The 14,629-nt window shown below is 63.0% G+C and carries 13 protein-coding genes; 9 read left to right on the top strand and 4 right to left on the bottom strand.

Translation table 11 applies throughout. The features are described 5' to 3' along the window. Positions 1-182 precede the first annotated feature (182 nt). The 4 genes from JQ597_RS33575 (at position 183) to JQ597_RS33590 (ending at position 2,933) form a co-directional block, all read left to right on the top strand. On the top strand, positions 183-1,127 hold the full coding sequence (locus JQ597_RS33575; RefSeq protein WP_212269701.1) for a hotdog family protein: 945 nt from the start codon (positions 183-185) through the stop codon (positions 1,125-1,127). Positions 1,128-1,171: 44 nt separating this feature from the next. Further along, entirely contained in the window at positions 1,172-1,726 is a 555-nt protein-coding gene (locus JQ597_RS33580) for a carboxymuconolactone decarboxylase family protein (RefSeq protein WP_212269702.1), read from the top strand. A 1-nt stretch (position 1,727) separates the two neighbouring features. Beyond that, a complete protein-coding gene (locus JQ597_RS33585; protein WP_212269703.1) occupies positions 1,728-2,528 on the top strand; it encodes an SDR family NAD(P)-dependent oxidoreductase in 801 nt (266 codons plus the stop codon). A 180-nt stretch (positions 2,529-2,708) separates the two neighbouring features. Further along, a complete protein-coding gene (locus JQ597_RS33590; protein WP_212269704.1) occupies positions 2,709-2,933 on the top strand; it encodes a hypothetical protein in 225 nt (74 codons plus the stop codon). Positions 2,934-2,946: 13 nt separating this feature from the next. Here JQ597_RS33590 and JQ597_RS33595 read toward each other — a convergent pair whose 3' ends face one another. From JQ597_RS33595 to JQ597_RS33605, 3 genes are read right to left on the bottom strand one after another with little or no spacing between them, the layout of a single operon-like run. Next, complete coding sequence (locus JQ597_RS33595) at positions 2,947-3,330, bottom strand: cupin domain-containing protein (protein ID WP_212269705.1); 384 nt, start codon at positions 3,328-3,330, stop codon at positions 2,947-2,949. A gap of 27 nt (positions 3,331-3,357) precedes the next feature. After that, positions 3,358-4,062: an SDR family oxidoreductase gene (locus tag JQ597_RS33600; protein WP_212269706.1), complete on the bottom strand. Its 705-nt coding sequence runs from the start codon at positions 4,060-4,062 to the stop codon at positions 3,358-3,360. 19 nt (positions 4,063-4,081) lie between these two features. After that, a complete protein-coding gene (locus JQ597_RS33605) occupies positions 4,082-5,881 on the bottom strand; it encodes a thiamine pyrophosphate-binding protein (RefSeq protein WP_212269707.1) in 1,800 nt (599 codons plus the stop codon). A gap of 201 nt (positions 5,882-6,082) precedes the next feature. Between JQ597_RS33605 and JQ597_RS33610 the strand changes: the two genes are divergently transcribed. The 5 genes from JQ597_RS33610 (at position 6,083) to JQ597_RS33630 (ending at position 12,966) form a co-directional block, all read left to right on the top strand. Continuing rightward, complete coding sequence (locus tag JQ597_RS33610) at positions 6,083-6,976, top strand: IclR family transcriptional regulator (RefSeq protein ID WP_212214214.1); 894 nt, start codon at positions 6,083-6,085, stop codon at positions 6,974-6,976. 165 nt (positions 6,977-7,141) lie between these two features. Then, positions 7,142-8,386, top strand: a complete 1,245-nt coding sequence (locus JQ597_RS33615) for an ABC transporter substrate-binding protein (protein WP_212269708.1) — start codon at positions 7,142-7,144, stop codon at positions 8,384-8,386. 84 nt (positions 8,387-8,470) lie between these two features. After that, complete coding sequence (locus tag JQ597_RS33620) at positions 8,471-9,346, top strand: branched-chain amino acid ABC transporter permease (RefSeq protein ID WP_192735166.1); 876 nt, start codon at positions 8,471-8,473, stop codon at positions 9,344-9,346. Beyond that, complete coding sequence (locus JQ597_RS33625) at positions 9,343-11,880, top strand: branched-chain amino acid ABC transporter ATP-binding protein/permease (RefSeq protein ID WP_212269709.1); 2,538 nt, start codon at positions 9,343-9,345, stop codon at positions 11,878-11,880. The genes JQ597_RS33620 and JQ597_RS33625 overlap by 4 nt, the downstream gene beginning before the upstream one ends. 129 nt (positions 11,881-12,009) lie before the next feature. After that, positions 12,010-12,966, top strand: a complete 957-nt coding sequence (locus tag JQ597_RS33630; protein ID WP_212269710.1) for a sugar ABC transporter substrate-binding protein — start codon at positions 12,010-12,012, stop codon at positions 12,964-12,966. Here the strand turns inward: JQ597_RS33630 and hemC are convergent. Continuing rightward, complete coding sequence (gene hemC, locus JQ597_RS33635) at positions 12,963-13,952, bottom strand: hydroxymethylbilane synthase (RefSeq protein ID WP_349628932.1); 990 nt, start codon at positions 13,950-13,952, stop codon at positions 12,963-12,965. The genes JQ597_RS33630 and hemC overlap by 4 nt on opposite strands. Positions 13,953-14,629: the final 677 nt, after the last annotated feature.

Here is a 14,629-nt window from a genome sequence, read left to right on the forward strand (position 1 = left end):
CGGCTGTTTTGAACCGGTCTAATTGGAGCCAGAATGCACTGGTTTTGCTATGCGTGCCCAGCCTGAATGCATGGCGGCAGGACATATCTCGGCTGCGATGTGGATTACGGTCGCACCCTTGCCGAAACCTGTCTTCTTTGAAACGCTGGACGGCAAACGGAAGAGTCAAGGAAACCTCAGAGATGACAGAAGCGGCATTCACGACCGAGATACTGGAGAGCGGCGATGTGCTCGTCGGGCCGTGGCGGGGCCCAAAGCAGATGCTGCAGGCGCAGGTCTACGATTCCCACGCCTCGATCCATGACGACGCGACGGCGCAAAAGCTCGGCTTCAAGGGCGGCACCATCGAAGGCCCGACCCATTTCAGCCAGTTCGCGCCGCTGTGCGAACGGATCTGGGGCCAGGCCTGGTTCGAGACCGGCTGCCTTTCGGCGCATTATCGCAATCCCGCTTTCGAAGGCGAGGAGGTCCAGGCCAACATCGAAAAGCCGAAACCGGGCCAGACCGTTTGCGCCATCGGCATGACCAAACGCGACGGCACCGAGATTTTGCGCGGCACTGCGTCCGTCGGCGGCGATGGGACGGAAACCGCACTTCACCGGCGGCTCGGCGAATTGAAGCCGCTCACTGAGCCCGTAATTCTCGCCGACCTCAAGGTCGGCATGAAGACCGGCCGGCAAACCGTGAAAATGGATTTCGACCAGAACATGGGCGATCTCTATCCGTTTTCGCTGGCCGAGAAGCTGAAGGTCATCACCGAACCTTCGGCGTGTTATTCGCAGGAATTGAATCCCTGGGGCCGGGCCATCATCCCCATGGAGATGCTGAGCGTGCTGTTTCAATACCGCGCGCGCGAGGACCGGCTGCCGATCCGCGGCCCCGCCGTTGGACTGTTCGCGGACCAGGAAATCCGTCTGCTGCGCGGGCCGCTTTTCGCCGGCGAGAATTACACGACCGAACGCGAGGTCGTCGCCTTGAGCGGCAGCCGCCGCACCGAGAGCGTGTGGGTGCGCACCACCGTATTCGGCGCCGACGACAAGCCGGTCGCCACCATGCTGCTCAATCATGCGAGCATGAAGGATTCATACGCCAATTACGCGAGCGAGCATAAAGCGCTCTATGGCTGAGGTGGCGGTGCCGGACGATCTTGCCAGATAAGGAAAAGAAGAAAATGGCCCGCCTGCCCTATCTCGAAGCCGACCAGGTCGCGCCTGAGTATCGCGACATGCTCAAGCGCAACACCAATTTGCACAAGCTCCTGGTCAATTCGCCCGACATGGCGCGCGCCTTCAACGGCATCGGCGGCTACATCCGCTTCCAGAGCAAGCTCGATCCGCGCCTGCGCGAGCTTGCGATCCTGCAGGTCGGCTGGATGGAGAAATCGGAATATGAATTCACCCATCATGTGAAGATCGGCAAGGAGTTCGGCGTCACCGACGACGACATCAAGGCGATGATGGCGGAGACCGAGGGCAAGCCCTCGAACCTCGAACCGCTGGCGAAAGCCATCCTGCGCGGTGCCCGCGAGATGGTGCGCGAGCTCGCGATGTCGGACGCGACCTTCGCCGAGATCAAGAACGAACTCTCCAACGAGCACATGACCGATCTGGTGCTCACCATCGCGTTCTACTGCGCCGTGGTCCGCGTGCTGGCGACGATGAAGATGGACAACGAGCCCTATTACAAAGAGGTACTGCAACAGTACCCGATCCCGGGAGTGGAGTGAAATGCGCCTGAAAGATCGTGTCGCCATCGTGGTCGGCGCCGGCCAGAGCCCCGGCGAAGGCATCGGCAACGGCCGCGCCACCGCGCTCACCTTCGCGCGCGAGGGCGCCAGGGTGCTGTGCGTCGATCACCATCTCGAATCGGCGCAGGAGACCGTCGACTTGATCGCGGCCAAACAGGGTACGGCGATCGCCTTCAAGGCCGACGTCACCAAGAATGCCGACATCAAGGCGATGGTGGCGGATGCGCATGGCCGCTGGGGCCGCATCGATATCCTGCACAACAATGTCGGCGTCAGCCTGTCCGGCGGCGACGCCGAACTGCTTGATATCACCGAGGAGGCGTTCGATCGTTGCGTCGCGATCAATCTGAAGAGCTGCATCCTCGCCGCCAAGCATGTGATCCCGATCATGCGCCAGCAAAACAGCGGCAGCATCATCAACATCTCCTCGATGGCTGCGATCACCACTTATCCATACGTCGCCTACAAGGCGACCAAGTCCGCGATGATCGCCTTTACCGAACAGCTCGCCTACCAGAACGCGCAATATGGCATTCGCGCCAACGTCATCCTGCCCGGCCTGATGAACACGCCGATGGCGGTGGATACCCGCGCGCGCGAATTCAAGAAGACCCGCGCCGAGGTCGAAGCCGAACGCGACAGTAAGGTTCCGCTGCGCCAGAAGATGGGCACCGGCTGGGACGTCGCCAATGCCGCGCTGTTTCTCGCATCCGACGAAGCGAGTTTCATCACCGGCGTGACGTTACCGGTCGATGGCGGCGCGAGCGTGCGCCGCGGTTAAGGATTGTGGCGCTTTGACGCAATGCAGCACGTCACGATTCGAGACAGTTGAAATATTCCAATGACACGATGATGTGACGGCGCATCATCGCACGTCCAAATCCTGACTCGTTGTGGTCGCATGAATTTCATGAGCGGCGGCTATCACGCGCCTTGAGAACGTGAGGAGTCTTTGGACGCCATGAACGATGAAATCGACTACGATCTGACGCCCGACCAGTGGGAAGTGTTGAAGAATCTGCGCAACTCCGCATCACGGCCACAGCGGATGAATCGATTCACAATTCAAGGCCTGATTGCGCTTGGACTCGTTACGATCAACGGCGATGTGCCGGTCCTCACGTCAAGCGGACGCAAGGTGCTGGTTAGAGGCTCATCGTGCCTGCTGCTCGATCTTGCGGCGTAATGTCGCCGTCGTGTCACAGCGGCTTCTCGTCATCCGTCACCGGTGAAGTGATGACGAGGAACACCAGATCGGCCAGGCCGGAATTCGAGATGGCGTGTTCCACGCCCGGCGGCAGGAAAATAAAATCGTGCTTGCGCACGACGTGGTTCTTGCCGGCGATTTCCATCAGCCCCTCGCCCTCGAGCACGTGATAGATCTGCTCCTGGATCTTGTGCTTGTGGCGCGCGACCTGGGCCATCGGCTGGTACATCGAAATCCGGTAGTCGATGTGACGCGAGCCCGCCGTCTCCGGCATGACCAGCGGTTTCGACAGTGCGCCGCCAAAATGATTGGGGAATTCGCGCCAGGGCACTTCGGCGATGTTGCGGATGAAAGCGCCGTGATCCTCTGAAGCCATTTGGTGCTCCTTCAGTTACCGCGACGATCAGATCACCAGCGCGCCGCCGTCGATATAGACGATCGATCCCGTCGCAAAGCCGTTCGCCATGAACGACAATATCTGTCGCGCGATGTCGTCGCCGATCCCGACCCGGCCGACCGGTAACGCCGCGGCGGTTTTGGCGAGCATATCACGGCGCGCCTCCTCCGGCATTGCGGCGCGGATCGGCGTATCGATCACGCCGGGTGAGACGGCATTGACGCGCACCGGCGCCAGTTCGAGCGCCAGCGCTTTTGCCAACGATTCGAGTGCGCCATTGGCCGCACTGACGATGGCCGAATTCGGCCGCGGGCGAACGCTGAGGAAGCCGGAGACCAACGTCAGCGATCCGCCGGGGCGAATCTCGGCCGATCGCGCTACCCGCCAGGCGCCCCAGAACTTGCTTTCCATCGTGGACCGCACGTCCTCCATCGCGACCGTCTTGAACGGACCGGTGCGAAGCTGGGCTGCCGTGACCACGACATGATCGACCGGGCCGCAGGCGCGAAACAGCTTTGCGATGCTTTCGTCGCTGGTGACATCGGCCGGGATCGCGATCGCGTTCAGCGTTTCCGCAACCTTGTCGAGGCGCTCGACATTCCGCGACGAAACAATCACATCGGCGCCTTCGCGCTTGGCCATTTCCGCGGTCGAAAGACCGATGCCGGAGGAACCACCGACGACGACGATTTTCTTGCCTGCAAGCAACATGCGCTCTCCTCAGTTCAAATCAGACGGGCTGATAGCGGGTGCCGATGCCCGCCTTGCTTTGGCCCAGGCCGGGCAATTCCCAGACGCCGGCGCCGGTGGGATTGATATCGGCGGCGATATCGACGTCGATCAGATAGGGCTTGTTGGCGGCGATGCCCCTGCGGATGGCCTCGCCGATATCGCCGGCGCGATCGACCCGCACGCCCTCGACGCCGCAGGAGCGCGCCATCGCGGCAAAATCCGGATTGTAGCGCTGGCCGGTCACGGGATCGTGGAAGTCGGTCGCCAGTTCGCGGCCGCCGAGATAACCGCGCTGCAGCCCGCGGATCGAGGCATAGGCGTAATTGTTCCAGACCACCCAGACGACGGGCAGATTATATTCGACCGCGGTTCCAAGCACGTTGGCGTGCATGAAAAAGGCGCCGTCGCCGCACACGGATACGCAGGGCCGGTCGGGCGCTGCGAATTTCGCCCCCATCACGCCGGCGACACCAAAACCCATCGGGCCGAACCCCATCGAACCGATCAGCGAGTCCGGCCGCTTCGGCTTGCAGAAGGAGAGCAGCCAATTGTGGTGCACGCCGATGTCGCTGACCAGGATCGCATTCTCGGGCAGCGCCTTGTCGATCTCAAGCGCAGCACGCTGCGGGTTGATGGGCATGGTGTCGTCGGAAAATCCGGGTGCGACGAACTTGTCCCACTCCTTGCGATAGGTATCGATCTGCGCCAGCCATTTTTTGCGGCTGTCGCCCTTCTTGGTCAGATCGGCGCGGCGGTCGAGTTCGGCATGAACCTGCCGCAGGAACGTCCGAACGTCGGCCATCAGCCCGAGCGCGACCGGATAGTTGCGGCCGATCTCTTCGGGGTCGATGTCGACATGGATCAGCCGCGTCGGCGGAATGGTGAAGGAATAGCCGGGAATCCACGAACTCGAGGTACGATCGTCGAACCGCATCCCCATCGCCAGCAGCACGTCGGCCTGACGCGTCGCGTGGTTGGCCTGGTAATGACCGGCACGCGCGACGAGGCCCAGCGCCAGCGGATGGTTGCAGTCGATCGCGCCAAGCCCGCTGGCCGATGCCGCCACCGGAATCTGCAGCCGCTCGGCGAGCTTCAGCAATTCCTCGGCCGCGCCACCATAACGCACGCCCTGCCCGACGATCATCACCGGCCGCTCGGCGCCGAGCAGCATATCGACCGCCTTCACCACGCCCTCGGGATCGGCGCCGCAGCGGCTGGAGATGTTGGCGTTCCAGGCCTGCGCGTTCGGCGCCTCCTCGGCGGCCGACTCCATGAACACGTCAAAGGGAACATCCAGCACGACAGGTCCCGGACGTCCCGACATCATCGTCTTCCAGGCTTGCCGAACCGCGAGCGGCACCATCTCGCCCCGCGTCGGCTGGAACACCTTCTTGCAATAGGAACGCACAGTGGAGGGAAAGTCGGCCTGATAGTGCCGATACAATTCCTGAAACGCCCCGCGATTGAACTGGCTGGTCGGCACATTGCCGGTCACCGCCATGAACGGCACCGAATCGAGGAACGCATTGCCGAGCGAGATCGGCAGATTGGCCGAGCCCGGCCCGCAGGAGGTGAAGGTCGCGGTCGGCCGCCCCGATACACGGTAATATACGTCCGCCATGAACCCGGCGACGCTCTCATGGTGGACCGAGATGGTCTTGATGTCGTCGGAACGCTCGTACAGCGCATCGATGAACTGGATATTGCCGTGGCCGCACAGGCCGAACACCTGCGGCACCTTCTCCTGGATCAAATAGTCGACGATGACCTGGGCCCCGTTGAGCATATTGCGCGCCATCGGATCACTCTCTCCCTGCTCAACAAGCTTGGACGCCGCGTCTTAATTCGCGCGGCCGGCAAGGGCGGACCCTATTTCTCATAATACTGTACGTCAATTGCTATTGTGGTATAGATGAACAGGCCCGCAGCGGAGCATCATGCTATTCATTGACGAGGACAGCCTGATAGAATTCGGCCCTGCCCTCCTGGAGACCCATCCGTGAAATCGCGAACCAAGCCGAAGACGAGCGAGAAGCCCGCCACGCCACGCAAGACGGCGGTCGCCCGGCTGGTGCAATCGAACGCGCCCAACATCGACGACGACGCCGAGGAGCGTCAGCGCGGCGGCGTGCAGTCGCTCGGGCGCGCGTTTTCGATCCTCGAGGAAGTCGCGCGCCACCGCGAGGGCATCAGCCTCGCTGAACTCAGCAAGCTTGTCGGCCTGCATAATTCCACCACGTTCCATCTTGCCAAGACCCTCGTCACGCTGGGCTACATGCGCCAAGAGCGGGATTCCAAGCGCTACCGCGTTGGTCGGCCGTTGTTCGCGCTCGCCGCCAGCGCGCTCGATGAAATCGAGATGGTCAATCTCGCAACACCGGTGCTGGAAGATCTCTCGCGGGAAACCGGCGAGAGCGGGCATTTTGCGGTCCGAATGGGCGATTCCGTCGTGGTTATTGCCCGCACCAGCGGCTCCGGCGCGTTCCAGCTCACCGACCGGGTCGGCGTGGTGCGACCGGCGCACTGCACTGCGCTCGGCAAGATCATCCTGGCCTCGCTGCGCCCCGACCAATTGAAGCGGTTCCTCGAACGTGTCGAACTGAAGCCTTCGACCGGCAAGTCGATCACCGATCCTGCCGTGCTGCTGCGCGAAATTGCCGAAATCCGGCGCAGCGCAATCGCGATCGACGACGGCGAGTACAACGCGGAAGTGCGCTGCATCGCGGTGCCGGTCTATAATTTTACCGGCGACGTGATCGGGGCGCTGGGCATTTCCGGCCCGATCTGGCGGATGTCCGACCAGGTGCTGAAAAGCCGCGCCAAACTGGTGCAGACCGCCGCCGCCCGGCTGTCCGCCGAGTTCGGCGCCCGCGACACCGCGAAGTCCTCCTAACGCCTCTCCCCAATCGCCTGAAGCGAATCTGCGACGCATTTGGCGTTGACAGGCGCGGCTGTGTCCGGAATTATCCTCCAATAATAAAAAAACGTCTCTCACATCCTCGCATAGCGAGAATCGGAGGCAGGACGTCGTGACGCGCCCCCAGGGAGGAGACCCGCCATGTTCAGCTACAGCCGACGTACTTTGTTGAAGACGGGCGCCGCGTTTGCCGGCGCTTCCGCTTTGGGATTTCCAGCGATCGTTCGCGCCCAGGCAACCCGGATCAAGATCGGACATCTCGTGCCGCTGACCGGCTTTCTCGGCGCGATCGGCAGCTACGCCCAGCTCGGCGTCAAGCTCGCCGCGGAAGAGATCAATCAATCCGGCGGCATCATGGGCAAGCAAATCGATCTGATTTCGGAAGACTCGGTCAATCCCGCAACCGCCTCGACCAAGGCCCAGCGCATGATCGAGCAGGACGGCGCCGTGGTGCTGCTCGGCGAAATCTCCTCGGCCTCCTCGCTGACCATCATGCAGGTCGCCGAGCGCAACAAGAAGGTGTTCTTCTCGACCGGCGCGCGCTCCGACGCGCTGCGCGGCAAGAACTGCAACCGCTACTCGTTCCACTGCGACATTCCGAACACGGTGATGGTCAATGCCGTCGGCACCGCGCTCAATCAAAAGGGCATGGTGAAGGGCAAGAAATTCTTCACGCTGACCGCGGACTACATTTTCGGCCACGATCTGCTGAAAGCCGCAAAAACCTTCTTCGACGCCAACGGCGCCACGCTGGCCGGCGACGAACTGATCGCGACCGACGTCACCGATTTCAGCCCCTATCTGCTGAAGGTGCGGCAGGCCAAGCCGGACGTGGTGTGCTGCAACCTCGCGGGCAACCAGGTCACCAATCTGGTGAAGCAATATGCGGAGTTCGGCTTCCCCTACCCGCTGGTCGGCTTCAACCTCAACACCGGCGACGCCTGGGCCGCCGGCGAAGGCAATCTCAGCGGCACCTGGCCGACCGTCTGGTATCACACGCTCGACAACCCGGCCTCCAAGGCATTTGTCGCCGCCTTTACCCAAAAATACGGCAAGCCGCCGGAGAACCACGCCTGGGTCGAATACGTCACGCTCAAGCTGCTGGCGCAGGCGATCAACGAGATCAAATCGACCGAGAGCGACGCGCTGATCGCGCATTTCGAAAAGCAGACCGAGTTCGACATCATGAAGGCGCGCAAGGGCTATTTCCGCTCCTGGGACCATCAGCTGGTGCAGGAAGCCTATCCGTTCACCGTCAAGCCGAAAGCCGAGATGAAGGACAAGTGGGACATGCTGGTGCTTGGTGACGCCGTGCCGGTGGCGGCAGAGCCGCTGGAGAAAATCTATCCGACCAAGACGCAGAATCCCTGCGAGATGAAGGCCTAACGCGCCACTTGGCGCGCTAGCCCCGTTTGGCGTGAGCGGCGCCGGCATCGACCAGCCGGCGCCGCTTTTGTTCAAGGTAGACACATGCAATTCGCGTTCTTGCTGGAACAGGTGGTGAATGGCCTCGTGCTCGGGGGCTATTATCTCCTGATCGCGCTCGGGCTGTCGCTGATCTTCAGCGTCGGCGGCGTCGTCAATCTGGCGCATGGCGCGTTCTTCGCGCTGGGGGCCTACGTCTCCGTCGAGATCACGAAGTATCTCGGCTTCGGCTCCGCCGTCGTGCTGTCGCCGATTGCGGTGGCGATGCTGGGCATCCTGTTCGAGCGATACATCCTGCGCCGTTTTTACACCGCTGATCCGATCCTGAGCCTGCTGGTGACGTTCGGGCTCGCGATGGTTGCCGAACAGGCGATCCGCATCATCTGGGGCGCGCCGCCTATTTCGGCGGCGATCCCGCCCGCGCTGCGCGGCTCGGTGTTCCTCGGCGACTTCCTGTTTTCGCGATACCGCCTCCTCATTCTCGCCGTCGTGATCGGGGTGCTGGTCGCCGTATGGCTGCTGCTGCACAAAACCTCCTTCGGCCGCGTGGTGCGCGCCGGCATCCAGCGGCCCGACATGGTCGCCGCCCTCGGCATCCGGCTGCAGCCATACATGACCGCGATCGTGATGCTCGGCGTCGGCATGGCCGCACTCGCCGGCGCGTTCTTCGCGCCGATTACCATCGTGCAGCCGGCGATGGGCGCCGACATCATCACGGTCGCCTTCGTCGTCGTCGTGATCGGCGGCCTCGGCAGCTTCTGGGGCGTGGTGATCGCAGCCCTTCTGGTCGGCGTGGTGCGCGGCATCACCATCCATTTCGAGCCCGCCGCCGGCGAGGCGTCGATGTATGTCCTGATGTTCGTGGTGCTGCTGGTGCGGCCGCGCGGGCTGTTGGGCGAGCGTATCGAGAAATTCGAATGAAGCTGTCGTCCGCCTCGAAATACCGACCGCTGCTGCTGGCGGGCCTTGCACTGATTGCGCTGCCATTCGGCATGCAGGCGCTTGGCCTGTCGCACAACACCGGGACCATGGTGGTGGCGCTGGCGATCGCGACCATGGGACTCAATCTGTGCGTCGGCTACACCGGCCTCGTCTCGTTCGGCCACGGCACCTGGTTCGGCATCGGCGCCTATGCGGCGGGCCTGATCCAGCTCAACTGGTTCCCCGGCGCGATCTGGCTGCCGCTGCTGCTGTCGCTGGTCGTGGTGGCGGTCGCCTCCGCAGCCGTCGGTATAGTTATCCTGCGGCGCCGCGGCGTCTACTTCTCGCTGCTGACGCTGGCGCTGGCGGCGCTCGCCTACACCACCGCCTTCCGCTGGACCAGGGTAACCGGCGGCGAAGACGGCCTCGGCGGTCTGAAGCGTGGCAGCATCGGCGCCTTCGATCTCGACAACGCGCTCAATTATTACATCGTCGTCGCGGTGCTCAGCCTCGGCGTGCTGTATCTGTTGCTGCGGCTGGTGCGTTCGCCGTTCGGCCATGTGCTGGTGGCGATCCGCGAGAACCAGCTGCGCGCCACGTTCCAGGGCTATCCGGTCGAGCGCTACAAGCTCGGCGTCTTCGTGATCTCGGCAGTGGTCACAGGCTTTGCCGGCGGGCTGATCGGATTCCAGAATTACCTTGTCTCCGCAGAAGCGGTGTCGGTGCCGTTTTCCGGCGAACTGCTCGCGATCGTCGTGATCGGCGGGATGCGCAGCATGCTGGGGCCGGCGCTCGGCGCATTGTTCTTCATTCTGTTCCGCGAACTGTTTTCGATCTGGACCTCGGACTGGTTGCTGTGGTTCGGACTGATCTTCGTCGCCTTCGTGCTGTTCTCGCCGGACGGGCTGGTCGGCATCTGGGCGCGCCTCAGCAAACGCTGGTGGCCGGCGCCGGAGGAATCCGCGGCGATGAGCCGGCGCAAGATCTACGATGGCCTGCCGCTGCCGGCCTTCCTGATGCCGAAGGGGCTCACCGGCACCGTGCTGGAAGTGAACGGCGTCTCCAGGAGCTTTGGCGGCATCCGAGCCGTCAACAATGCGAGCCTCACGGTCGGCGCCGGTGAAATCCATGCGCTGATCGGCCCGAACGGCGCCGGAAAAACCACGCTGTTCAATCTGGTCTCGGGGCTGTTTCCGACCGACAAGGGCACCATCAAGCTCAACGGCCGCGAGATCCAGGGCGTGCCGTCCGACCTGATCTGCCATCAGGGGCTGGCGCGCTCGTTCCAGATCACCAACCTGTTCAAGGGCCTTTCGATCTACGAGAATTTGCGGCTGTCGCTGCAGGCGCAGAGCGACATGCGCTTCAATTTCTGGCGCGACATCGACAGCTATGAGAGCATCCACGCCGAGACCGCGGAGCTGATCAAGTTCCTCGGCCTCGAAGGCATCGAGACCATCGAAGGCGGCGAACTGTCCTACGGCGGGCAACGGCTGGTCGATCTCGGCATCGCGCTCGGCTCCAAGCCGCAGGTGCTGCTGCTCGACGAGCCGCTGGCCGGCCTTGCCGCTGCCGAACGCGAGCGCGTTTCGAACCTTGTCAAGAACGTCGCCGCCAATATCCCCGTGCTGATCGTCGAGCACGATATCGACCGGGTGCTCGGCTTCTCGCACTCCGTCACCGTGATGAACCAGGGCGAGGTGCTGATGACGGGCCCACCCAGTGCGGTGCGTGCCGACCGCCGGGTGCAGGAAATCTATACCGGCACCGGCGTTCCCGAGGTGGAGCACAGCCGCACCGACGAAGCCAGGGAGAGCGCGGCGCAAGTCCTGCGCTTCGAAGGCGTCAACACCTTCTATGGCAAGAGCCATATCCTGCACGACGCCTCGCTCGACGTGCGCGAAGGCGAGATCGTCGCTTTGCTCGGCCGCAACGGCGCCGGCAAATCGACGCTGCTCAAGACGCTCGCCGGACTGACGCCGCTGTCGTCGGGTCGAATCGAATATGCCGGCGCCGATATCGCCCGCCTGCCCGCGCCCGATATCGCGCGCATGGGCATCGGCTATGTGCCGCAGGGGCGCGGCCTGTTCGCCGGCATGACGGTACGGGAAAATCTCTCGCTCGGACGTCTGGCGCGCAAGACCGACGGCAGCAACGGCGTGGTGTGGGACGAAGCGCAGATCCTGCAGTATTTCCCGCGGCTGGCCGAACGCATGGACGTCGCGGCCGACTATCTCTCCGGCGGCGAGCAGCAGATGGTGGCGGTGGCGCGCGCGATGTCGGGCAATGTCAAGCTGCTGCTGCTGGACGAGCCCTTTGAGGGGCTGGCACCGACCGTGATCCTCGAACTTTTCAAGGTGTTCGACCAATTGCGACGGCATACGTCCATTGTGATCGTCGAGCACAATCTCGATCTCGTGCTGGCGTTGGCCGACCGCGTCTTCGCGCTGGAGCGCGGCGCAGTGTTCCATCAGGGACCGGCCGCGCCGCTGCTGACTGATCTTGAGTACCGGAAGAAGATTTTGTGGCTTTGAGTAGTTCGTCATTGCGAGCGAAGCGAAGCAATCCATAGCCAACTCAACGGTAGAGATGGATTGCTTCGTCGCTCCGCTCCTCGCAATGACGGGGTTGGGTACTTGAGAATAACGCACAGGGAGGCAACGATGCGAAACCTGATGACGATGCTGGTAGCCGCGACGGCGTTGCTGGCACATAGCGCCACCGCGGCCGACAACCAGATGACCATCGCCGTGTTCACCAAGAATTCGACCAACCCGGCGTATGAAGCCTTCCGCATTGCCGCCGACCAGATCGCGCGGACCAGCGGCACAAAGGTCGTGCACTTCGTGCCGAAGCGGCCTGACAATGTCGACGAACAGAAGGCGATGGTGGAGCAGGTCATCAAGGATCGGCCGGATGCGATCATCTTCATTCCCGTCGATGATGTCGCGATGATCCCTTCGGTGAAGCTGCTCAACGAAGCCAAGATTCCGGTGATACTGGTCTCCAATCCGCTGCCAGGCAGTTTTGTCACCTATGTCGGCGCCGACGATTTCGAGATCGGCTATCGCGAGGCGCGCTATCTGTTCGAGCATCTCGGCGGCAAGGGCAAGATCGTCGTCATCGAGGGTACCCCGGCGGCCCCCACCAACCGCGAGCGGCTGCGCGGTTACCAGCGCGCTTTCGGCGAATTCCCCGGCATCGAGGTGCTCGGCTCCGCTGTCGGCAACTACCAGACACCCGATGCCAGGCGCGGGATGGAGAAGCTGCTCGCCGAGCACAAGCAGATCGATGCGGTGCTGTCGGCCAATGACAGCATGGCGCTCGGTGTGCTCGACGCGCTCAAGACCGCCAACCGGAGCGCGATCGTGATCGGCATCAACGGCATCCTGCCGGCGGTGAAACAGATCGAAGCCGGCGGCATGCTCGCGAGCGTCGACTTCAACATGTTCAAGATCGGCTGCATCGCGACGCGGGCGGCGGTGCGCCATCTCAAGCGCGAACCGCTGCCGGAGAAGGTGATGCTGCCGGCCGAGGTGATCGACAAGACCAACTACAAAGCATGGCTGGTGCCAGTCGATCAGCGCACCTGCCCGGACTGGAGCGAGGTCGTTCGCTAATGCTCTTCGGGGCGGTTGCGCGCGATGATCTCGGCGGCGCCCTTATCGAGCAATTCGAGACCGACCGCGCGGCCGAGTTCGCGGGGCCGCTCCGCTGCCGCCGTTCGCGACGCTTCGATGAAGCGCGCACCGGTTTCATCCAGCACCGCCGCCGTGAGCGTCATGTCGCTGCCGGAAATGGTCGCGTGACCCGCGATTGGCGAGTTGCAATGGCCGTTCAGCACCCACAGCACCTCGCGCTCGGCCTCGGCGCAGAGCCGCGAGGACGTGTCCTCGATGCCAGAAAGATAGCCACGCGTGAGCCAGTCCTTCTCGACGCATTCGACCGCGACGATGCCCTGACCGACCGACGGCAGCATTTCGGTGACGGAGAAATCATAGGCAATGCGGGAGGTCATGCCGATGCGCTCGAGGCCGGAGCGTGCCATCACCAGCGCATCTGCCGGCCCGACCTCGCCACCATCGGGAAGCCGCTGCATGTCGCCGCGATCGAGTTTTGCGATCCGCGTGTCGGCGGCGCCGCGGTAATGGATCACGGTGACTTCCGGAAACAGCCGGCGCAGATAGGCCGCACGGCGCACCGCGTTGGTGCCGATCTTGAAGCCTTTGCCGCGCGAGGCCCGAAAAGTTTCCAGCGAAAGTCCCGGACGCAGCACCAGTGAATCATTGGCGGCATCGCGCGGCAGCGTCGCTGCGATGACGAGGCCGGGCGTCTCCTCATTGCCGGGCACGTCCTTCAGCGAATGCATCGCGGCCTGCAATTCGCCGGCGCGCATGGCCTGACGGATTTCGGCGACGAACGCGCCGCCCTTGCCGCCATGGCGCAGCAGCTTGCTGGTCTGGTCCTGATCGCCACGGGTTTCGAATTTTACGATCTCGACGTTCAGCCCCGGATTGGCGGCGCGCAGCAGCCGCGCGACCTCATCCGTCTGCGCCAGTGCCATCACGCTCTTGCGCGTGCCGATGCGTAGGGGTTGGTCTGGCACGGGGTCTCCGTTTCGAGGCGATCAATGGGTGGGGGATTAAAGCAAAGGGGCGGGTAAGACAATCCGCCTTCGCCCGTTGGGCTACGGCGCGACAAGTCCGCTCTCGTCGTCCCGGCCTTGAGCCGGGACCCATACGCCGCGGCGTTTGTTTTGAGAGGCGCTGTTCGTCGACCTTCTTTCCATGGCTGGTTTCGGTGGCTATGGGTCCCCCGATGCGCAATTGCGCATCTGAGATCGCGCTTCGCTTGTCCGGGACGACGAGGATATAGTTTCGCGTTCCCGCGGCGCAATGCGCCCGAGGTTTGCATGTAATCTTCACCCTTCAAAGAGAGGGCGCAGGGAATGCCGGATGCGCGCTGCACCCGCGGTCTCGCGTGCGGTTTGCACAAAACAAAGTGCACACGAGCATACAGGGCAGCGGAGAACATCCGACATTCCCTGCGCAGTGGCTTTACGGCTTATGCCGTGCTCTCCCCGGAGACGAGTTCTTGGTTGACTCCGTCGCTGCCGTTCCCGCTTGCGCTTCTCCGACAGCTTGACGCCTGCAACGGGCGCCAGGACCACACGGTTTTGCCGTACGCTCGTCCACGCCGTCGTCTCAGCGCAAACAAGCGTCCACCGCAACCCGCCCAACGTCCGTGACGACGGCCGACGCCCTTCTGAGTAGGACGGGATGG

The sequence above is a fragment of the Bradyrhizobium sp. AUGA SZCCT0177 genome, from assembly GCF_018130125.1.
Classification (GTDB): Bacteria; Pseudomonadota; Alphaproteobacteria; order Rhizobiales; family Xanthobacteraceae; genus Bradyrhizobium.